This is a genomic window from Geodermatophilus sp. SYSU D01036, from assembly GCF_054050435.1.
The window spans coordinates 1-21,003 of sequence record NZ_JBJGZJ010000032.1 but is presented as its reverse complement, the minus strand read 5'-3'; the positions used below and the strand labels follow the sequence as shown (position 1 = coordinate 21,003).

Annotated in this window: 16 protein-coding genes and 1 tRNA gene; 3 read left to right on the top strand and 14 right to left on the bottom strand. The window is 76.2% G+C overall.

What is annotated here, in order from left to right; translation table 11 throughout:
- Window positions 1-15: 15 nt before the first annotated feature.
- The 4 genes from ACI8AR_RS21455 to ACI8AR_RS21440 form a co-directional block, all read right to left on the bottom strand.
- Window positions 16-2,634 carry an EAL domain-containing protein gene (locus tag ACI8AR_RS21455; protein ID WP_457052799.1) on the bottom strand — a complete coding sequence of 873 codons (2,619 nt, stop codon included), beginning with the start codon at window positions 2,632-2,634 and terminating at the stop codon, window positions 16-18.
- 114 nt (window positions 2,635-2,748) lie between these two features.
- On the bottom strand, window positions 2,749-3,729 hold the full coding sequence (locus ACI8AR_RS21450) for a TolB family protein (protein ID WP_457052798.1): 981 nt from the start codon (window positions 3,727-3,729) through the stop codon (window positions 2,749-2,751).
- A gap of 194 nt (window positions 3,730-3,923) precedes the next feature.
- Window positions 3,924-4,010 (bottom strand) — tRNA-Ser (locus ACI8AR_RS21445).
- A 58-nt stretch (window positions 4,011-4,068) separates the two neighbouring features.
- Window positions 4,069-4,587 (bottom strand): cupin domain-containing protein, encoded by a 519-nt coding sequence (locus ACI8AR_RS21440; RefSeq protein WP_457052797.1) that lies wholly within the window; start codon window positions 4,585-4,587, stop codon window positions 4,069-4,071.
- 311 nt (window positions 4,588-4,898) lie between these two features.
- Here ACI8AR_RS21440 and ACI8AR_RS21435 point away from each other — a divergent pair, with 311 nt between their 5' ends.
- A complete protein-coding gene (locus ACI8AR_RS21435) occupies window positions 4,899-6,638 on the top strand; it encodes a helicase-related protein (RefSeq protein ID WP_457052796.1) in 1,740 nt (579 codons plus the stop codon).
- 75 nt (window positions 6,639-6,713) lie between these two features.
- Here the strand turns inward: ACI8AR_RS21435 and ACI8AR_RS21430 are convergent, their stop codons facing one another.
- The 6 genes from ACI8AR_RS21430 to ACI8AR_RS21405 all read right to left on the bottom strand — a co-directional run bounded on the left by ACI8AR_RS21430 (window position 6,714) and on the right by ACI8AR_RS21405 (window position 14,065).
- A complete protein-coding gene (locus ACI8AR_RS21430; RefSeq protein ID WP_457052795.1) occupies window positions 6,714-7,781 on the bottom strand; it encodes an ABC transporter ATP-binding protein in 1,068 nt (355 codons plus the stop codon).
- Window positions 7,778-8,797 (bottom strand): ABC transporter ATP-binding protein, encoded by a 1,020-nt coding sequence (locus ACI8AR_RS21425; protein ID WP_457052794.1) that lies wholly within the window; start codon window positions 8,795-8,797, stop codon window positions 7,778-7,780. Before ACI8AR_RS21425 ends, ACI8AR_RS21430 begins: the two co-directional genes overlap by 4 nt.
- Window positions 8,794-9,729: an ABC transporter permease gene (locus tag ACI8AR_RS21420; RefSeq protein ID WP_457052793.1), complete on the bottom strand. Its 936-nt coding sequence runs from the start codon at window positions 9,727-9,729 to the stop codon at window positions 8,794-8,796. The genes ACI8AR_RS21425 and ACI8AR_RS21420 overlap by 4 nt, the downstream gene beginning before the upstream one ends.
- Window positions 9,726-10,658, bottom strand: a complete 933-nt coding sequence (locus tag ACI8AR_RS21415) for an ABC transporter permease (RefSeq protein WP_457052823.1) — start codon at window positions 10,656-10,658, stop codon at window positions 9,726-9,728. Before ACI8AR_RS21415 ends, ACI8AR_RS21420 begins: the two co-directional genes overlap by 4 nt.
- A gap of 8 nt (window positions 10,659-10,666) precedes the next feature.
- Window positions 10,667-12,196 (bottom strand): ABC transporter substrate-binding protein, encoded by a 1,530-nt coding sequence (locus tag ACI8AR_RS21410; RefSeq protein WP_457052792.1) that lies wholly within the window; start codon window positions 12,194-12,196, stop codon window positions 10,667-10,669.
- A 105-nt stretch (window positions 12,197-12,301) separates the two neighbouring features.
- The gene (locus ACI8AR_RS21405) at window positions 12,302-14,065 is read right to left on the bottom strand and encodes a glycoside hydrolase family 2 protein (RefSeq protein ID WP_457052791.1); all 1,764 of its coding nucleotides are present in this window, start codon (window positions 14,063-14,065) and stop codon (window positions 12,302-12,304) included.
- Between the two features lie 158 nt (window positions 14,066-14,223).
- On the opposite strand from ACI8AR_RS21405, the gene nagA reads away from it, so the two are divergent.
- Entirely contained in the window at window positions 14,224-15,351 is a 1,128-nt protein-coding gene (nagA, locus tag ACI8AR_RS21400) for an N-acetylglucosamine-6-phosphate deacetylase (RefSeq protein WP_457052790.1), read from the top strand.
- On the opposite strand, the gene nagB is transcribed toward nagA, so the two are convergent.
- On the bottom strand, window positions 15,348-16,130 hold the full coding sequence (gene nagB, locus ACI8AR_RS21395) for a glucosamine-6-phosphate deaminase (RefSeq protein WP_457052789.1): 783 nt from the start codon (window positions 16,128-16,130) through the stop codon (window positions 15,348-15,350). The two genes, nagA and nagB, sit on opposite strands and share 4 nt — an antisense overlap.
- 138 nt (window positions 16,131-16,268) lie before the next feature.
- Here nagB and ACI8AR_RS21390 point away from each other — a divergent pair, with 138 nt between their 5' ends.
- The gene (locus ACI8AR_RS21390; protein ID WP_457052788.1) at window positions 16,269-17,450 is read left to right on the top strand and encodes a hydroxymethylglutaryl-CoA reductase; all 1,182 of its coding nucleotides are present in this window, start codon (window positions 16,269-16,271) and stop codon (window positions 17,448-17,450) included.
- Between the two features lie 21 nt (window positions 17,451-17,471).
- Here the strand turns inward: ACI8AR_RS21390 and ACI8AR_RS21385 are convergent, their stop codons facing one another.
- Genes ACI8AR_RS21385 through ACI8AR_RS21375 form a run of 3 tightly spaced genes read right to left on the bottom strand, consistent with a single transcriptional unit; the run spans window position 17,472 to window position 20,894 of the window.
- Window positions 17,472-18,686, bottom strand: coding sequence for an acyl-CoA dehydrogenase family protein (locus ACI8AR_RS21385; protein WP_457052787.1), 1,215 nt, complete (start codon window positions 18,684-18,686; stop codon window positions 17,472-17,474).
- A gap of 16 nt (window positions 18,687-18,702) precedes the next feature.
- Window positions 18,703-19,554 (bottom strand): MaoC family dehydratase, encoded by an 852-nt coding sequence (locus tag ACI8AR_RS21380; RefSeq protein ID WP_457052786.1) that lies wholly within the window; start codon window positions 19,552-19,554, stop codon window positions 18,703-18,705.
- A complete protein-coding gene (locus ACI8AR_RS21375) occupies window positions 19,554-20,894 on the bottom strand; it encodes a 3-oxoacyl-ACP reductase (RefSeq protein ID WP_457052785.1) in 1,341 nt (446 codons plus the stop codon). Before ACI8AR_RS21375 ends, ACI8AR_RS21380 begins: the two co-directional genes overlap by 1 nt.
- Window positions 20,895-21,003: the final 109 nt, after the last annotated feature.

Sequence of the window (21,003 nt, the reverse complement as noted above, 5' to 3'; positions counted from 1 at the left end):
TGCACCGCTGCGGGGTCAGTCGCGCCGGCGGGCCTCGCCGGCCGCCGTCCGCACCGCCGCCCGGAGCCGCTCGGCCAGGCCGGGCGGGCAGCAGTCGGGGTCGACGAGGACGTCGTCGGCGCCGGCGGCGAGGAGCCGCGCCCGGGTGGCCCGGTCGGCGTCGTCGCAGAGCACGAGGACGGCGGTCCCCGGCGCGGCGCCCAGCCCGGCCACCCGGTCGACGGCGTCCCCGCCGCGGCCGGTCACGAGCAGGACGGCGTCGGCCTCCGGCGCCGCCACCCCCGGCACGGTGACGGAGAGGCCGTCGCGCAGCAGGACGCCGCGCAGCGCCCGGCTGCGGGCGTCGTCGGGCGCGACGAGCAGCACGACCGGCTCCCGGCCCGGCCCCGCGGACCGGTCGCCGGCGGCCTGCAGCACGGCTCCGGCGGCGGCGACCGCGCCGGCCAGGTCCTCGGGCGGCACCGGCCGGGCGAGGTGGTGGCCCTGCAGGTGGTCCACGCCGAGCTCGACCAGCCGGGCCGCCTGCACGGGGGTCTCCACGCCCTCGGCGGTGACCTCCAGCCCGAGGCAGTGCGCCAGCGTGACCAGGGCCGTGAGGATCGGCTGGTCGTCCGCGCCGTCGCCGATCTGCTGCACGAACGAGCGGTCGATCTTGACCCCGTCGACGGGCAGCGCCTGCAGCCGGCCCAGGGAGGAGTAGCCGGTCCCGAAGTCGTCGATGGCCACCCGGAGGCCCGCGGCCCGCAGCTCGTCGAGCTGGCCGACCACCCGCGGCCCGGCCTCGAGGAACACCGTCTCGGTCACCTCGAGCAGCACCTGCCCGGGGCGCACGCCGGTGCCGGCGAGGACGCCGAGGACCGCCGTCGCGAAGTCCGGCTCGCGCAGCTGCACCGGCGAGACGTTGACCGAGAGCGACCGCCGCCGGTCCGCCGCCAGCCAACCGGACAGGCGCAGGCACGCGGTGCGCAGCACCTGCTGGCCGAGCTCGCGCACGAGCCCGCTGCGCTCGGCGACGGGCAGGAAGTCCGCCGGCAGCGCCAGGCCACCCGGACGCGGCCAGCGCACCAGCGCCTCGACCCCGGTGGCCGCGCGGGCGCGGACGTCGACCAGGGGCTGCAGGTGGACGACGAGCCCGTCGTCCTCGAGCGCCCGCCGGAGGCCGTTCTCCACGTCCGCGCGGGCGAGGACCGCCGTCGACATGGCCGGGTCGAAGACCGCGTGCCGCCCCTTGCCGGCCTGCTTGGCGGCGTACATCGCGATGTCGGCCTGCTGCAGCAGCACCTCGGCGGGCACGTGCTCGCCCCCGGTGCTGCGGGCCAGGCCGATGCTGCCGCTGGGCACCACCTGCCGGTCGCCGAACCGGACGGGGGCGTCGAGGGCGGCGCCGATGCGCCGGGCGACCTGCTCGCCGTGGTCGGCCTCGGCCAGGACGACGGCGAACTCGTCCCCGCCGAGGCGGGCGACCGTGTCCTCGGGCCGGACGCACTCGGTGAGCCGCTCGGCGACCTCGACCAGCAGCCGGTCGCCGGCCTGGTGGCCCAGCACGTCGTTGACGTCCTTGAAGTCGTCCAGGTCGACCAGCAGGACGCTCACGCCGGCGGGCGAGCGCGCCTCGAGGGCGTGGGCCAGCCGGTCGGCGAACAGCGCCCGGTTGGCCAGCCCGGTGAGCGGGTCGGTGAACGCCAGCCGGCGCAGCTGCTCGGCCTGCCCGGCCAGCTCCGCGGCGGCCCGGGCGGCCGCCAGCTCGGCCGCCTTGCGCTCGGTGACGTCGGTGGCGGTGCCGTGGACGCGCACCTCCGCGCCGCTCCCGTCCCGCTCGACGGCGGCGCGGCAGGCCACCCAGCCGGTGCTGCCGTCGGCGCGCAGCACCCGGTGCTCGAGGCCGTACTCCTCCCGGCCGGCGCGGACGTCGGCGAGCAGCTGCAGCAGCTCGGCCCGGTCGTCGGGGTGCACCCGCGCCAGGTAGCCCTCGACGGTGGGGACCAGCGCGTCCGGCGGCACGCCGAAGATGCGGTACATCTCGTCGGACCAGGTGACCGTGTCGGTGACGACGTCCCAGTCCCACCGGCCCAGCCGCGCCACCCGCTGCGCCTCCAGCAGCCGCCGCTCGCTCTCCTGCAGGCGCGCCTCGATCGCCACCCGCTCGCTGATGTCCTGCGCCGTGCCGACCAGCAGCACGGCGTGGCCGGCCTCGTCCCGGGTGACCGACCCGCGGGCGCGCACCCAGATGAGCGCGCCGTCGCCGCAGACGACCCGGTGGTCGAAGTCGAACACCCCGCCCGCCCCGAGCGCGGCGAGGATGGCCTGCTCGGCGCGGCCCCGGTCGTCGGGGTGGACCATCTGCATGCAGATCTCGAAGGTCGGCGTCACCGCGGCGGGGTCGAGCCGGTAGACGGCGAACAGCTCGTCGCTGAAGGTCACCGCGCCGGTGCGGACGTCCCACTCCCAGCTGCCCATCGCGGCCAGCCGCTGCGCCTCGGCGAGCCAGCGCCGGCTGCGGGCCAGGGCGAGGACGGGGTCCTCGGGTGCAGGGTCCTCGGGTGCAGGGTCCTCGGGTGCAGGGTCCTCGGGTGCAGGGTCCCGGGGCGCGGGGTCCCCGGGCGCGGGGTTCTCCGCCGCCGCGACTCCGCTCATGCCACTCCCCGGACCGGTCCGACTCGGATCCCCGTGCGGAGGGGCACGTTAGGGGACGGGAGCGGTGCGCAGCACCGGTCGGCGCGCGAGCGGACCCGGGTCCGCGCCGTTCCGTCACCGCACAGCTGGACCCCAGTCCATGAACCGCGGCCGGAACGACGAGAACGGCAGGATCGTGTGGGCACCGTGGCCGTCGGCCCGCACGACCACCAGGGCGTTCTGGTCGCCGTGCTCGAGCCGGTAGACGATCCACCTGCCGTCGGGGGAGTAACCGCCGGCGTAGGCCCTCTGGTCCGGACTCTGCAGGTGGGTCAGGTACCGCAGCCCCGTCCCGTCCGGGCGGATCGTGACGACGTTGACGGGGTGGTCCGGGTCGTCGGCGTTGTCGCTGGTCACGATGCGGGACCCATCGGGCGCCCAGTCGTGCTTGTACGCGATCCCGTACAGGGTGGGCGTGACCTGCCGGGCGGTGCCGCCGCCGATGCCGATCGCGAACAGCGCACCGAGGCCCTCCTCCACGTCCGACAGGAACGTGACCGTCCGGCCGTCCGGGGAGACCTCCGGGGTCGCCGCCTGGGTCGGCCCCGTGCCGATGCGGCGGCGCTCGTCGCCGTGCAGGTCCATGATCCAGACGGAGCTCTCCTCCACGGTGGCGTCGTAGCGCTCGAACACCAGGTGCCGGCCGTCGAGGGTGAACGCCGGATCGGCCTCGCACCCCTCCGGGGTCTGCGACGGGATGGCCCGCTGACCGGTCCCGTCCGGGCGGACCAGGGCGATGGTGCACTCGTTCAGCGTGTAGGCGAGCCAGCCCCCGTCGGGGGACCAGTCGGGCGTCGACGCCTCGTCGGGGCCGTGCGTGACCTGCCGCAGGTCCCGGCCGTTCCGCGAGACGGTGAAGAGCTGTTCGCCCTCGTCGGTCTCGGCGCTGAAGGCGATCAGGCCGTTCTTCCCCGGGAACGTGGCGCCGGCCGGTGCCGCGGTCACCAGCGACAGGAGCAGGACGAGCAGGGCGAGGCCGCAGGCCACCCGGAGGCGCTGCGGGGACCGGTGCCGATCGGACCGCGAGGGGACGGTGCCGATGTCCGAGCGATCCATCGCGGACCCCCTGTGGCCGTGCGCGTCGCCGCCGCGGGGCCCTGGTGTCCAGCGGTGCACGGTCGTGCGCGCTCCGGCGGACGGCCGGTGTACCACCGCGGGGCGACCGGGGTCCCGTGTGCGCTCCCGCCGCGGCGGCGGCCCCCCGGAGGGGTGGCGTGTCGTCGCGGGGCGCACCCACAGGGGGAGCGGAGCGGAGGGCGTGGGATTCGAACCCACGATGGGTTTGACCCCATAGCGGTTTTCAAGACCGCCGCCATCGGCCACTAGGCGAGCCCTCCCGGCAGGTCGAGGCTAACCCGGCCTCCCGGGAGGACCCACCCGGCCGCGCCGCGGGCGTCAGCAGCGGGGCTGCGGGGCGACGGGCACCGGCGCCGGGCTCGCGCCCTCGGGCACGAGGTAGGTGATGACGAGGACGGCGGGCTCCGCGCCGCGGTTGGCGAAGGTGTGCGGCCCCGACGGGTGCGGGAACGCGCTGCCGGCCGGGTACGTCTCCTGCGTGCAGCGGCCGCCGTCGTGGTGGGCGGGCTCGATCATCTGCAGGGTGCCGCTGACCACGACCACCACCGACGGCCCGGGGTGCCGGTGGAAGCCGGTGGACGAGTGCGGCGCCAGGGTGGCCCGGACCACCGCCACGTCCGACGGCTCCGTGACGTCGAGGCTGATCCCGGCCTCGGGGTCCTCGAGCCGGAACTCCCCCGCGGACCCGCGGGCCAGCAGCTCCGAGGTCACCGCCGAGGGACTGGCCGGGGGGATCCGCCCGGCCGGGTCGAGTGCGGCGGAGGTGTCGGGGTCCGCCGCGGCCGTGCCCGACGCCAGCACCGGCGCGAGCAGCGCGCCGAGCCCGATCGCCGCCACCCTCGTCCTCCTCGCGACCGTCCGTGGCATCTCGGCCTCCCTGGTCCGCCCGGGTCCCCGCCGGTCGGCGGGAGGGCGACGCTAGGGCGGCGCGCGGCGGGGTGGATGAGAGGCCGATGAGACTCCGGTGAGGCGCCGCCGGGCATGATCCGGGACCGGACGGCGTTGTCCTCGCGACCCGGTCCGCGAGCACGTCGCGTCGACCCCGCCCCCGCACGTCGATCGAAGGACACCCCCTGCCCGAGACCGCTCCCCCGCCGTCCACCCGCCGCCGGGTGCGGCGCCCCGCCGGCGAGCGCCCCACCGTCCCGATGACGGCCGACCGCGCCGCCGAGCGGGACGCCGCCCGTGAGGCCGCCCGCGCCGAGCGGCGCGCCCAGCAGCTGTGGGTCGAGGACGCCGCGCCGGAACTGCCCGTCCGCGCGACCCCGCCGCAGCGGGTCGTCTTCCACCTCGGCCCGACCAACTCGGGCAAGACCCACGAGTCGCTGCAGGCGCTGGCCGCGACCGGCTCGGGCGTCTACGCCGCGCCGCTGCGCCAGCTCGCCCACGAGGCCTACGCCAAGCTCGCCGCGGGCCTGCCCGAGGGCGCCGTCGGCCTGTCCACCGGCGAGGAGGAGATCCACCCGCAGGCGGAGATCCTCTGCTGCACGGTGGAGAAGGCGCCGATGCGCGGCGAGCTGCTCGTCCTCGACGAGTCGCACTGGATCGCCGACGACGACCGCGGCCACCACTGGGCCCGGCTGCTGCTCACCGGCGAGTACCGCGAGATGCACCTGATCTCGGCCGCCGAGGCCCACCCGCAGCTGGCGCCGCTGGTGTCCGACGCCGACGACGTCGAGGTCGTCCACCACCGGCGGCTGTCCCGGCTCGACGTCCTGGCCGCTCCGGTGCGCGCCCCGCGCGTCCGCCCGCAGACCCTCGTCGTCGCCTTCTCCCGCAAGACCGTCTACGCCGTCGCGGCCGAGCTCGACCGGCACCGGCCGGGGAAGGTGGGCGTCCTGTACGGCGCGCTGCCCCCGGCCACCCGGCGCGAGGTCATCGAGCGGTTCACCACCGGCGAGCTCGACGTCCTCGTCACCACCGACGTCATCGGCCACGGCATCAACGTCCCCGCGACGACCGTGCTGTTCGCCGAGACGACGAAGTTCGACGGCACCGAGCTGCGGCCGCTGCGCAGCTGGGAGGCCGCCCAGATCGCCGGGCGGGCCGGCCGCTACGGCCTGACCGGGCACGGGACGGTCGGCGTCCTGGCCGGCGTGCCCGGGCTCCGGGCGTCGGCGGCGCTCGTGGCCGTCGGCGCCGAGGTGGCCCGCGGCGAGCGGGTCAGCGACCTGCCGGCCCGCGGGGCGCGGCTGCGCCCGGAGCTCGAGGACCTCGGCGCCACGGAGGCGGCCGACCTGCCCGAGGCCCTGGTCCGCTGGGAGTCCTGGGCGCGCACGGCCACCCGCGACCGGGCGATGACCCCGGACGACGTCGGCGAGCTGGTGCTGCGGGTGCGGGCGCTCCTGCCGCTGCTGCGCGGGCCGCTCGGCGCCGTCGGCGACCTGCACACCGTCTGGCGCCTGGTGCAGCTGCCGATCGACTACGAGCCGCCGCGGCGCACCCGCTGGCTGGTGCTCGCCCGCGCCGCGCTGCGGCACGCCGCGGGCCTGCCGGTGCGGCCGGAGCTGGTGCTGCCCGACGTCCCGGTCGGCGGGAGCGTCGAGGAGTTCGAGCAGGCCGCCGCGGCCGCGCGCGACGCCCAGGCGCTGCTGCGCCAGTTCCCCGGCGTCGCGGACCTGGACGCCGACGACGCCGCCTGGGTCGAGGAGGAGTGCGCCGAGGCGATCAGCGAGCTCCTGCCCGACGCCATCGCGGTCAGCCGGTCCAGCGCCTGCGTCGAGTGCGGCACCGCGATCGCGCCGTGGTTCTCCACCTGCCGCCCGTGCAGCGCCCCGCGCGGGCGGGGTCGCGACGGCCACCCCCGCGCCGGCGGCCGGGACGGGCGGCGGGCGCCCCGCTCGGGCTCCCGGCAGGGCCGGCGCCCCACCCGCACCGGCCGCGGCTGACGACCACGCAGCGGACGCCCTCCCCGCCGTCCGGAGGGGGCGCCCGGCGTGTTCCCGGTGCGTTCCCGGCGCGGGTCAGGTCGCCGGGTCGCCCGCGGTGACCGGCTCGCCGGGGCGCTCCCGCTGCACCGGCTCGCCGACGACGCCGTGCAGGTGGCAGGCGGCGACGTGCCCCGGCGCGGAGCCGACCGGCTGCAGCGCCGGGTCGACGTCGGGGCAGGGCTCGAACACGTCGGGGCAGCGGGTGCGGAACCGGCAGCCGCTGGGCACCCGGGCCGGCGAGGGGACGTCGCCGCGCAGCACGATCCGCTGCCGGGACCGCTCCAGCGCCGGGTGCGGCAGCGGCACCGCCGACAGCAGCGCCCGCGTGTAGGGCATCTGCGGCTCGGCGGCGACGGCGGCCGCGGGCCCGACCTCGACCACCCGGCCCAGGTACATCACCGCGATCCGGTCGGACACGTGCCGCACCGCCGACAGGTCGTGCGAGACGAACAGCAGCGTGAGGCCGAGCTGCCGCTGCAGCCGGCGCAGCAGGTTGAGCACCTGCGCCTGCACGCTGACGTCGAGGGAGGCGATCGCCTCGTCGCAGACCAGGAAGTCCGGCTCGCCGGCCAGCGCGCGGGCGATGCCGACCCGCTGCCGCTGGCCGCCGGAGAACTCGTGCGGGTAGCGGGCGGCCACCGCCGGGTCCAGGCCGACCAGCTCCAGCAGCTCGCGCACCCGCGCGGCCCGCGCCTGCCGCCCCGGGTGCAGGCCGTGCACCTCCAGCGGCTCGGCCACCGTCTGCGCCACCGTGCGCCGCGGGTCGAGGGAGGCGAACGGGTCCTGGAACACCATCCCGGCCCGGCGCCGCAGCTCTCGCAGCTCCTTCTTCCCCATCGCGGTGACGTCGGTGCCGTCGAACGTGACCGTGCCGCCGGTCGGCGGGACCAGCCGCAGCAGCGCGTTGCCCAGCGTGGACTTCCCGCAGCCGGACTCGCCCACCAGGCCCAGCGTCTCGCCGCGGTACACGTCGAGGTCCACGCCGTCGACGGCGCGCAGCACGCCGGTGGTGCGGCGCAGCAGCCCCCCCGAGCGGACCGGGAAGTGCACCTCCAGGCCGCGGGCGGAGACCAGGACCTCCCGCTCCGTCGTCGAGGTCACGACGCCTCCCCCTCCGCGCACCAGGTGGCCGCCCGGTGCGGCAGTACCCGGTCCCCGCGGTCGACGACCGTCAGCGGCGGCTGCCGGGTCGCGCAGCGGGCGTCGCCGCGCACCGGGCAGCGCGGCCAGAACACGCAGCCCGCGGGCAGGTCGGTGGGCGCGGGCGGCGTCCCGGGGATGGTGGCCAGGTCGCCGCCGTCGTCGGCGGCGAGGTCGGGCAGCGCGCCGAGCAGGCCGCGGGTGTAGGGGTGCACCGGCCGCTCGAGGACGTCGTCGACCGTGCCGTCCTCCACGCAGCGCCCGCCGTACATGACCAGCACCCGGTCGGCGATGCCGGCGACGACGCCGAGGTCGTGGGTGATCCAGATGACGCCGGTGCCGTGGTCGGCCTGCAGCCGCTCGACCAGGTCGAGGATCTGCGCCTGCACGGTGACGTCGAGCGCCGTCGTCGCCTCGTCGGCGATGAGCAGCGCCGGGGAGTTGGCCAGCGCGATCGCGATGACCACCCGCTGCCGCATGCCGCCGGAGAGCTCGTGCGGGTAGCGGTCCACCGCGCGGCCGGGGTCGGGCAGGCCCACCTCGCCGAGCAGTTCCACCGCGCGCGCCCGGGCCGCGGCCTTCGACACCGCCCCGTGCGCGCGGATGCCCTCGGTGAGCTGGCGGCCCACGGTGAGCACCGGGTTGAGGGAGGTCATCGGGTCCTGGAAGACCATGCCGACGCCGGGCCCGCGGACCTGCCTCAGCCGTTCGGGGGACATGGTGAGCAGGTCCTCGCCCTGCAGCAGGGCCCGCCCGGTCACCGTCGCCGTCCGCGCCGGCAGCAGGCCCATCAGCGCGAGCACCGACACGCTCTTGCCGCTGCCGGACTCCCCGACGACGGCGACCGTCTCGCCCGGCCCGACGGTGTAGCTCAGCCCGTTGACCACGTGCGCCGTCCCGCGCGGGGTGCGCAGGTCCACCCGCAGGTCCTCGACCTCCAGGACCTGGCCCACCGCGGGCTCGGGCAGCGCGCTCACCGCCCACCCCCGGCCATGAGGGTGCGCTGCCGCGGGTCGAGGACGTCGCGCAGCCCGTCGCCGAGCAGGTTGAAGCACAGCACGGTGACGACGATCGCCAGGCCCGGGAAGACCGTGTACCACCAGGCCTGCTCGATGAAGCCGCGGCCGTCGGCGAGCATCAGCCCCCACGACGGGTTGGGCCGGCGCGGGCCCAGGCCGAGGAAGGACAGCGCCGCCTCGGCCAGCACCGCGAAGGCCAGGCTGATCGAGGTCTGCACGATGATCGGCGGCGCGGCGTTGGGCAGCACGTGCCGGGTGATCAGCCGCCAGTCCGAGGCGCCGACCGAGCGCGAGGCCCGCACGTACACCTCCTCGCGCACGCCGAGCACGCTGGCGCGGGTGACCCGGGCGAAGATCGGCACGTAGACGATGCCGATCGCGAGGATCGCGTTGGCCGGCCCGGCGCCGCGGATGGCCACGATGGCGATGGCCAGCAGCACAGCCGGGAAGGCGAACAGCACGTCCATCAGCCGCATCAGCGTGTCGTCGACCCACCGGCCGTAGTAGCCGGCGAGCAGGCCGATCAGCGTGCCGACGACCAGGGCGAAGGCGACGGAGAGGAAGCCGACGCGCAGCGACGTCGCCGCGCCGAGGACGACCCGGCTGAGGATGTCGCGGCCGAACTCGTCGGTGCCGAACGGGTGGTCCCAGCTCGGCGGCTGCAGCTGGAGCGAGGGGTCCTGCTCGTTGGGGCCGTCGGGGGCGAGCGTCTCGTCGAAGACCGCCATCAGCACGATCAGGAGCAGGACCACCGCCGAGACCGCGGCGGTCGGGTTGCGGGCCAGCAGGCCGAGCGTCTCCCGCCAGCGGGGGCGCGGGGCCGCCGTCGGCAGGGGCTCGGCGGGCGGGGGGACGGCCGGGGTGGCGCCCGGTGTCGGCAGCTGCGTCATCGGCGGGTGATCCTCGGGTCGATGCGGCTGTAGAGCAGGTCCACCAGCAGGTTGACGACCAGGAAGACCAGGGCGAACAGCAGGACGGCGCCCTGCAGCACCGGGAAGTCGCGGTCGCGCACCGCCTGGTAGGCCAGCTGCCCCAGCCCCGGCCACGAGAAGACGATCTCCACGACGACGACGCCGGACAGCAGGTAGGCCAGCTGCACGCCGGTGACCGTGACCAGCGGCAGGAGGGCGTTGCGCAGCACGTGCCAGGTCAGCACCTGGCGGGTCGCGACGCCCTTGGCCTGCGCCGTCCGCACGTGGTCGGAGCCCAGCGCCTCGAGCATGCTCGACCGGACGAACCTCGTGATCACCGAGCCCGAGACGACGCCGGTGGCGATCGCGGGCAGCACCAGCCGCTGCGCCCAGCCCAGCGGGTCCTCGGTCAGCGGGACGTAGCCGCCCGAGGGCAGCCAGCCGAGCGTCCCGGCGAAGACCAGGATCAGCATGATCGACAGCCAGAAGTCGGGCACCGAGATGCCGAACTGGCTGACGACGGTGGCCAGCCGGTCGACGAACGAGCGCGGGTGCAGCGCCGAGAGCATCCCGAGCGGCAGTGCGATGACCAGCGCGACCAGCAGCGACGCGAAGGCCAGCGTCAGCGTCGCGGGCAGCCGCTCCGCGATCAGCGAGGTGACCGTCTCGCCGCTGCGGAAGCTGACCCCCAGGTCACCGGTGACCGCCCGCCCGGCCCAGGTGAGGTACTGCTGGACCAGGGGGAGGTCCAGCCCGCTGCGCTCCCGCAGGGCGTCGTAGGTCTCCTGGGAGAACCTCGTGCCGAGGGCCAGGCGGATCGGGTCGCCCCGCACGAGGTGGATGAGGGAGAAGACCAGGACGCTCACACCGGCCAGGACGACGATCGCCTGGCCGGCCCGCCGGAGCAGGTAGCCGCTCAGGGCAGCTCCACGTTCTCGAAGTCGATCGCCGAGTCCGCCCGCACCTGGTAGCCGGTCAGCCCCGGCACCCAGGCCTGCACCTCGTCGGGGTTGTAGAGGTACAGGTAGCTGACGTCGTCGACGATGAGCTGCGCGGCCTCGTCGTAGAGGCCCTTGCGGGTGGCCTGGTCCGGCTCGGTGGCGGCGCGGGTGAGCAGGTCGTCCACCTCCGGGTTGCTGTAGCCCTGGTAGTTGCTGCCGCCGGTGGACAGGTGCTGGTTCTCGTAGAAGTCGGCCGGGTCGATGTTGCCGATCCAGCTGAGCATGAAGGCGTCGAAGTCACCCTGGGACTGCCGGTCCAGCCAGGTGGCGAAGTCCTCCTCCTGGATCTCCACCTGGATGCCGATCGGCTCGAGCTCGCTGGCGATCACCTGGGCGGCGGCCACCGTCTCGGGGTACTCGTCGGTGACCATCAGCCCCATCGTCAGCGGCGTCTGCACGCCGGCCTGGGCCAGCAGCTCCCGGGCGGCCTCCTCGTCCGGGGTGAACGGCGCGTAGTCCAGGTACCAGGGGCTGCCCTCGGGGATGGCGGTCTGGTTGGGCTGCGCGGCACCGAAGCGGGCGGCCTGGGTGATCTCCTCGCGGTCCAGCGCGGTCGCGATCGCCCGGCGCACGTCCCGGTCGTCGAACGGCGGGACGGCGTAGTTCATCGACAGGTAGAAGTACTCGACGCTGGTGACCGAGCCGAGCTCGACCGCCTCGTCGTCCTCGAGGTCCGCCACGTTCTGCGGCGGGACGTTGTCGGTCCACTGGACCTCGCCGTTGCGCAGCGCGGTCAGCGCGGAGCTGGGCTCGGAGATGTAGCGGAACTCGACGCCGTCGATGCCCGGCGTCCCGCCCCAGTAGTCGTCGAAGGTGGTCAGCGTGGTGGCGTTGGCGTCGGAGCTCTCCAGCCGGAACGGCCCGGTGCCGTTGGCCTCGCTCTGCAGGTCGAACTCCTCGGCGGCGTTCTCCGAGACGATCGCCATGCCCTTGAACGACCCGATGAGCTCGAGCAGGTTGGGCGTCGGCCGGGTCAGGGTGATGACGACGGTCCGCGGGTCGGGCGCCTGCACGTCGGCGACCGTGGCGAACCGGTAGGCGTTGGACAGGTCCTCGTCGATGATCCGCCGGTAGCTGTAGACGACGTCGGCGGAGTCGAACTCGCTGCCGTCGTGGAAGGTGACCCCGTCCTGGAGGGTGAACGTCCAGGTCAGCCCGTCGGGGCTGGTCGTCCACGACTCGGCCAGGCTCGGCTGCATCGTGAGGTCCTCGGCGCTGGGGACGACGAGGGTGTCGTACACGTTCTCCAGCACCTGGAAGCTCGCGTAGGCGTTGGTGACGTGCGGGTCGAACTGGTCCGGCTCGGCGCTGACCGCGGCGACGAGCACGTCGTCACCGCCGCCCCCGCCTCCTCCCCCGCCGGTGTCGACGCTCTCCCCGCCGCCGCAGGCGGAGAGGACGAGGGCCGCCGCGGCGGCGAGGGGCAGGAGCCGGTTCGTGCGCACGGGGACCTCCGCGGGGCTCGGTGTCGTCTCCGCCCCCGACACTGGCCCTGTCCCGCCGTCCCCGCAGTTCGAGACCGTGATCGTTACGGTTCCTCGACCCGGCCGTCACCCGGCGCCGGTGGTGGCCCGGCGGATCGCCTCGACGTCGCACTTGGGCACCCGGCCGGCGGTCAGCAGGCCGTTGACCTCCTGGTAGGTGTCGGTGAGCTGGGTCCAGCACGCCCCGGCCAGGGCGGTGCTCGCGTGCACCGCGGCCCACTGGTCGCGGTAGCGGGCGAGCAGGTCCTCCGGGGAGCGGGCGTCGGCGTACCCCCACGGCTCGGTGCGGTCGGCGTCGGAGCACCCCGCGTTCAGCGCGATCCCGCCGAACTCGGAGAGGACGACGGCGCGGCCGGCGACGCCCGCGCGGTCGAGGTCGGTCAGCCGCCCGTCGGGCCGCCGCCCGCCGGCGAGGCGCTCGAGGTCGGCGGCGGTGGCGTAGCGGGCGGCGAGCACCGCCGGGTCCTGCTCGTAGTCGTGGACCCCGAGGATGCTCCCGCCGAGGGCCTCCCAGCCGTCGTTCGCCGAGACCGGGCGGGTGCCGTCGAGCGCGTCGGCGGTGGCCGCCAGGGCGGTGACCAGGCCGCGCTGGGCGCGGTCGGCGGCCGCCTCCTGCACGCCCCACGACTCGTTGAGCGGCACCCACGCGACCACGCTCGGGTGCCCGCGGTGGGCGACCACCACCTCGGCCCACTCGCGCAGCAGCCGGGCGGCCGACGTCGGGCCGGGGCGGTGGGCCGCGGGCATCTCGACCCACACCAGCAGGCCCGTGCGGTCGGCGAGCGCGAGCCAGCGCGGGTCCTCGGTCTTCTGGTGCTTGCGGGCGCCGGTGAAGCCCAGCGCGCGGGTGAGCTCGAGGTCGCGGCGCAGGGCGGCGACGTCGGGCGGGGTGGCGCCGGTGTGCGGCCAGTAGCCCTGGTCGAGCACCAGGCGCAGCGGCACCGGCCGGCCGTTGACCAGCAGCCGCCCGTCGTCGACCTCGACCGAGCGCAGGGCGGTGTAGCTCGCGACCTCGTCGAGGACCTCGCCGTCGTCGCGGACCAGCGCGATCTCGGCGTCGAGGAGCACCGGGTCCGGGCCGGGCTCCCAGGTCAGGTGCCAGCGGTCGTCGGTGCCGCCGTCGCCGACCTGCAGCGTCCGCTCGACGACCGCGCCGTCGACCCGGACCGCGTCGTCGGCCAGCAGCCGCTCGCCGGCCCACAGGCGCAGGTGCAGCCGGGCGCGGGGAACGGGGACGGACAGCTCCACCCGGACGTCGACGCGCAGCGTGCGCGGGTCGCCGCGCCAGACGACGTCGGTGACGTGCTCCCGCGCCACGGACTCCAGCCACGGGGTGCGCCAGATGCCGGTGGTGCGCGGGTAGAAGATCTCGTGCGGCTGGTCGCGCCAGTCCTGCTTGCCGCGCGGCGCCTCGAGGTCGCGGGGGTCGTCGTCGGCCCGGACGAGGAGGTCGGCGCCGTCGCCGAGCGAGTCGGTGACGTCGACCCGGAAGGGCGTGTAGCCGCCCTCGTGCCGCGTGACGTGCGCGCCGCCCACCCAGACGTCGCACACGCGGTCGACCGCGCCGAGGTTCAGCACCGTGCGGCGGTCGCCCTGCCGGCCGGGCAGCGGGCGGCGGTACCAGGCGCGGCGCAGCGGGCCGGTCCAGCCGATGCCGCTGGCCGGGGTCTCGGGGGCGTACGGGACGCGGATCGTGCGGTCGAACCGCACGGTGCCGGGCGTGGCGGCGAGGTCGGGGTCCGCCGCGAACTGCCAGTCCCCGTCGAGCGAGCGCCAGGGCCGGCGCAGCAGCGGGCGGGGGTGGGCGGTCGGGTCGTCGCGGCGGTCCACGCCTCCCACCTCACCGGACCCCGGCGGGCCCCGCACGGTCCCGCGGCCGCCGGGTGTCGACCTGCGGCTGCCTCGCGCCGCGGGAGACGACCCCGGGCCGGCGACGGGCGCGCAGGCGCGGACGCCGCCGGCCGCACCGGGTGGAGGAGGATCCCGGTGTGCTGCTGACCGGCGCTCGGCTGCTCGACGCCGGCGGGGTCGCCGACGACGGCTGGGTGCTGCTCGACGGGGACACGATCGCCGCCACCGGCACCGGCCGGCCGCCCGGGCACGCCGGCGTGACCCTCGACCTGGCCGGCGCGGAGCTCGCCCCGGGCTTCGTCGACCTGCACGCGCACGGCGGCGGGGGCGCGGCCTTCGACGACGGCCCCGACGCGATCCGCACCGCGCTGGCCGTGCACCGCGCCGCGGGCACCACCCGCTCGGTGCTCAGCCTGGTGGCCGCGCCGCTGGCCGAGCTGGAGACGTCGCTGGCGGGCATCGCCGAGGTGGCCGCCGCGGACCCCACCGTGCTCGGCGCCCACCTCGAGGGCCCGTTCCTCGCCCCCGCCCGCTGCGGCGCGCACGACCCCCGCCACCTGCGCGCCCCCACCGCGGACGCCGTCGACCGGCTGCTCACCGCGGCGGCCGGCACGCTGCGCCAGGTGACCGTCGCCCCCGAGCTGCCCGGCGCGCTGGAGGCGGTCCGCGACCTCACCGCCGCCGGCGTCGTCGTCGCCGTCGGGCACACCGACGCGGACGCCGCGCTCACCGCGGCCGCCTTCGACGCCGGCGCCCGGCTGCTCACCCACGCGCTCAACGCCATGCCGGGCCTGCACCACCGCGAGCCGGGCCCGGTCGGCGCCGCGCTGGCCGACCCGCGGGTCACCCTGGAGCTCGTCCTCGACGGCGTGCACGTGCACCCCGTCGTCGCGCGGCTGCTGGTGGCCGGCGCGCCCGGCCGGGTCGCGCTGGTCACCGACGCGACGGCCGCCGCCGGCGCCGGGGACGGCGACCACCGGCTGGGCGGTCGGGCGGTCACCGTGCGCGGCGGCCGGGCGGTGCTGGCCGGCACCGGCACCATCGCCGGGTCCACGCTCACCCAGGACGCCGCGCTGCGCACCGCCCTCGCCGCGGGCGTCGACCCGGTCACCGCGGTCACCGCGCTGACCGCCACCCCGGCGCGGGTCCTCGGCCTCGGCGACCGGCTGGGCCGGCTGGCGCCCGGCGCCGCCGCGGACCTCGTCGCGCTCGACGCGGACCGGTCCGTCACGGCCGTGTGGGCGGCCGGGCGCCGGGTCCGCTAGGGCCGCTGCCAGGACGGCCGGGCCGCGTAGGCGTGCCGGTAGTAGTCGAGCAGGCTCAGCCGGGCCGCGGCCGCCTCGTCGACGACGACGGTCGCCCGCCGGTGCAGCTGCAGCGCCGAGGCCGGGCAGACGGCGGCCAGCGGGCCCTCGACGGCGGCCGCGACCGCCTCGGCCTTGGCGCTCCCCTGCGCGACCAGCAGCAGCCGCCGCGCCTCGAGGATGGTGCCGAGCCCCTGGGTGAGGCAGTGCAGCGGCACCTCGTCGGGCGAGGCGAAGAAGCGGGCGTTGTCCGCGCGGGTGCGCGGCGCGAGGGTCGTCAGCCGGGTGCGCGAGGCGAACGACGACGTCGGCTCGTTGAAGCCGATGTGCCCGTTGGCGCCGATCCCGAGCAGCTGGACGTCCACGCCGCCGGCCGCGGCGATCGCCCGCTCGTACTCCTCCGCCGCCGCCTCGAGGTCGGCCGCGCCGCCGTCGGGGACGCGCACCCGCGCCGGGTCCAGGCCCAGCGGGCCGGTGACGTCGCGGGCGACCACCGCCGCGTAGCCCTGCGGGTGCCCGGCCGGCAGTCCCACGTACTCGTCGAGCGCGAACCCGCTGACGCCGGAGAGGTCGAGCTCCCCGGCGGCGACCCGGCGCGCGAGCTCGGCGTAGACGCCGACCGGCGAGGACCCGGTGGCCAGGCCCAGCACCGCCCCGGGCCGGTGGCGGACGACGTCGGCGACCACGTCGGCGGCGGCCCGGGCGACGTCGTCCGGGCCGGGCAGGACGACCACCTCCACCCGGCCACTGTCCCACCCCGCTCACGGGGCGACCGGGAGCGCCGGGGCCGCGCGGACCGACCACAGGGCCGGAGTCGCGGACGGACGTGAGCCGGATCACACTGGGTGTGCCGTCCGCATCCGAGCCGAGGTGCCCTGATGACCGACACTGCCCACCGCACCCGCATCCCCCGCGACCGCGAGCACGACTACACCCGCGAGATGGCCGACAAGCGCCAGGCCTTCGTCGCCGAGCGCACCGGCGCGGGCCTCGACCACGTCCGCCAGTACTCCTTCGACCCCGCCGTCCTGCCCGGCAACATCGAGAACTTCACCGGCGTCGCCCAGGTGCCCATCGGGCTGGCCGGCCCGCTGACCCTGCGCGGCGAGCACGCGCAGGGCGACTTCTTCGTCCCGCTGGCCACGACCGAGGGCACGCTGGTGGCCAGCTACAACCGCGGGATGCGGGTGCTCGGCGAGAGCGGCGGCATCCGCACCACCGTCGTCGACGACCACATGCAGCGGGCGCCGGCGTTCATCTTCGACGACGCCCTGCAGGCCCGGGAGTTCGGCCGCTGGGTCGACGAGCACCTCGACGACATCCGCGCCGCGGCCGAGGCCACCACCCGCTCGGGTCGGCTCACCTACATCGGCCAGCACCAGATCGGGCCGCTGCGGTACCTGCGGGTCAACTACACGACCGGCGACGCCGCGGGCCAGAACATGACCGGCAAGGCGACGCTGGCCGCCTGCGAGTGGATCCGGGAGAACCACCCCGACCACCCGCGCTACGTCCTGTCCGGGGCGATCGACACGGACAAGAAGCACTCGCAGATCAACATGCTCATGACCCGCGGCAAGCGCGTCGTCGCCGAGGCCACCATCCCCCGGGAGGTGCTGCAGCGGCTGACCGGCGTCGACACCCGGGACCTGTTCGAGTACCGGCAGATCGGCATGGCCGGCTCGTTCATGTCGGGCGCGGCCTACAACGGCGCGCACGCGGCGAACGGGCTGACCGCGCTGTTCATCGCGACCGGCCAGGACGTGGCCAACGTCAGCGAGTCGCACTCCGGGGTCACCTACACCCAGCTGCTGGAGAACGGCGACTACTACTGGTCGACCACGCTGACGTCCCTGATCGTGGCCACCTACGGCGGCGGCACCGGGCTGCCCACCCAGCGCGAGTGCCTGGAGCTGCTCGGCTGCTACGGCTCGGGCAAGGTGCAGAAGTTCGCCGAGATCTGCGCCGGCGTGGTGCTGGCCGGCGACGTGTCACTGACCTCGGCGATCCTCGCCGGCGACTGGGTCACCAGCCACGACGCGCTGGGTCGCAACCGGTGACCCGGCTCGGCGTACACCGGCTCAGCGGATCTGGACGCCGGAGATCGTCCGCGCGATGACCAGCCGCTGGATCTCCGAGGTGCCCTCGAAGATCGTGTAGATCTTCGCGTCGCGGGCCATGCGCTCGACGGGGTAGTCGCGCGTGTAACCGTTGCCGCCCAGGACCTGCATCGCCTGCTCGGTCACCCGCACCGCCGTCTCGCCCGCGACCAGCTTGCTCATCGAGCCCTCGGCGGAGGTGAACTGCTGGCCGGTGCGCGCCATCCACGCGGCCCGCCAGACCAGCAGCCGGGCGGCGTCGATGGAGGTCTTCATGTCGGCGAGCATGAAGGCGATCGCCTGGTTCTCGATGATCGGCCGGCCGAACTGCACCCGCTGCCTCGCGTAGTCCAGCGCGTACTCGTAGGCCGCCCGCGCCACCCCGACCGCCTGGGCGCCGACGCCGGGCCGGGTGCGCTCGAAGGTGGCCATCGACGGCTGGGTGCGGCCGCTGCGCAGGCCCTCCCGCGCCCGGGCCAGCCGCTCCTCGAGCCGCTCGCGGCCACCGAGCAGGCAGTCGCCGGGCACCCGGCACCCGTCGAGGACGACCTCGGCGGTGTGCGAGGCGCGGATGCCGTGCTTGAGGAACTTCTGCCCCTGGGTGAGCCCCTTCGTGCCCGGCGGGACGACGAAGCTGGCGTGGCCGCGGGCCCTCAGCTCCGGGTCGACGACGGCGGTGACGACGTGGACGTCGGCGATGCCGCCGTTGGTGGCCCAGGTCTTGGTGCCGGTGAGCACCCACTCGTCGGTCGCCTCGTCGTAGACCGCGCGGGTGCGCATCGCCCCGACGTCGGAGCCGGCGTCGGGCTCCGACGAGCAGAACGCGGCCACCTTCGGCTCCGCCTCGGTGCCGAACATGGCGGGGATCCACTGCCCGACCTGCTCGTCGGTGCCGTTGGCGCGCACGGACGCGGCCGCCAGCGTGGTGCCGACGATCGCGAGGCCGATCCCGGCGTCACCCCAGAAGAGCTCCTCCATGGTGAGCGGGATGCCGAGGCCGGACTCGTCGAACCACTGGGTGGCGAAGAAGTCGAGCGAGTAGAGCCCGATCCTCGCCGCCTCCTGCAGCACCTCCCACGGGAACGCCTCGCGCTCGTCGTACTCGGCGGCCACCGGGCGGACGACGTCCGCGGCGAACTCGTGCAGCCACTTCTGCAGCTCGACCTGGTCCTCGGTGAGCTGGAACGACACGGCCACGGTGCATCTCCTCCGGTCAGAGCGGGCGGACGGTGCCCACGAGGTGGTCGGCCCCGTCCCGGGCGTTGCGTACCGCGAGGTCCCACCCGCCGTCCACCGGCGCGGTGGCCAGGGTGACCGTCGAGGGGAGCAGCAGCGGCCGGCGGAAGCCGACGTCGGCGGTGAGCGCTCCGGGCAGCCGCCCCGACAGCGCCGCCACCGCCCGCGCCTTGGCCCACATCCCGTGCGCGATCGCCCGCGGGAAGCCGAAGGCCCTGGCGGTGAGGGCGGAGAGGTGGATCGGGTTCACGTCGCCGGCGACCCGGGCGTAGCGGCGGCCGGCGTCGGCCGGGACCCGCCAGCGGATGGTCCCCGCGGGCAGGTCGCCCACGGTCACGTCGACGTCGGACGCCGGCGCGCCCTCGGGCGCCCGCGCCCCGCGGGCCAGGTAGGTGGAGCGGCCGCGCCACACCTCGGCGCCGCCGGCCGACACCGACGCGCACAGGTCGACGGTCGCGCCGCGCGGGTGGACGGCGAACCGCTCGGCCCACACCTCGAGGCCGAGGGCCTCCCCCAGCCCGACCGGCCGAAGCACGTCGACCCGGTTGCGGACGTGCACCAGGCCCGGCAGCGCGAGCGGGAAGGCGCGGTCGCTCATCAGCGCGACCTGCAGCGGGAAGGTCAGCACGTGCGGGAAGGTCACCGGCAGCGCGTCGGCCAGCGGGAACCGGCAGACCCGGGCGTAGGCGGCCACCTCGACCGGGTCCACGGTCACGCCGCGGCGGGCCAGCCGGGTGGCCGGCAGGTCGCCGCCGCGGCCCCGCGCGGTGAGCGCGGCCCGCACGAACAGCGGCGCCATCGCCGGCGCCGAATCGAGCACGGTGACCATCAGGCGCCCAGCATCGACTGGCCGCACACGCGCACGACCTGCCCGTTCACGCCGGCGGCCGTGGGCGAGGACAGCCAGGCGATCGTCTCGGCGACGTCGACCGGCAGGCCGCCCTGCTGCAGCGAGTTGATCCGGGCGCCGACCTCGCGGGTGCCGAAGGGCATCCTCGCCGTCATCTCGGTGACGATGAACCCCGGCGCGACGGCGTTGATCGTGGCCCCGCGCCCGGCGAACTCCGGGGCCCAGGCGCGCACCATGCCGATGACGCCGGCCTTGCTCGCCGCGTAGTTGGTCTGCCCGCGGTTGCCGGCGATGCCCGACTGCGAGCTCACCGCGACCACGCGGGCGCCGGGCCGGAGCAGGCCGTCGGCGTCGAGCAGCGCGCGGGTGAGGTCCAGCTGCGCCTGCAGGTTGACGGCCATGACGGAGTCCCACCGGGCGGCGTCCATGTTGACCAGCAGCTTGTCCCGGGTGATCCCGGCGTTGTGCACGACGACGTCGACCCCGCCGTGCCGCTCCCGCAGGTGGGTGACCAGCCGCCCGGCGGCGTCGGGGGCGGTGATGTCGAGCTGGAACGCCGTCCCGCGGACCTCGTTGGCCACCGCGGCCAGCGCCTCCCCGGCCGCCGGCACGTCGACGGCGACCACGTGCGCGCCGTCGCGGGCCACGACCCGGGCGATCGCCGCGCCGATGCCGCGCGCGGCCCCGGTGACGACGGCGACCTTCCCCGCGAGCGGGCGCACCGGGTCCTCGTCCGCGGGCACGTCGGCCGCCGACACGGTGAGCACCTGCCCGTCGACGTAGGCGGACCGGCCGGAGAGGAAGAACCGCACGGCGCTGCCGACCGACGCCTCGGCGCCCTCCGGCACGACCACGAGGTTCGCCGTCGACCCGGCACGCAGCTCCTTGGCCACCGACCGGACCAGCCCCTCCAGGGCCTGCCGGGCCGCGGCCTGGGCCGGGGAGGCGGCGTCGGCGGGCGGGTCGGCGAGCACGAGCACCCGGCCGGTGGGCCGCAGCCGCCGGACCGCCGGGGCGAGGAAGGCGCGCGCCGCGGCCAGCTGCCCGGGCCCGGTCAGGCCGGTGGCGTCGAGCAGGACGGCGGCGGGCCGCTCGCCCTCGTCGTCGGCGGCCGGGACGGTCACGCCGGCGTCGCGGAGGACGGCGGCCAGCGTGCCGCCCAGCCGGCCCTCCCCCGCCGTCCCGACGACGGCCGGGCCGGGCAGCAGCGGCTGCCCGGGCTCGTACCGGCGCAGCACGGCCGGCCGGGGCAGGCCGAGCTGCCTGACGACGCCGGACCCGACGCCGGAGTTGGCGAAGGTCGTGTACCAGTCGCTCACGGGTGTTCCTCTCCGATGCGTGCACATCCGCGGAAGTGCGCCGTGCCCATGCGCCGGCGTTCCCCCAACGGGGTCCCGGCACCAGGCTCCCGCCCACCCCCAGGCCCCC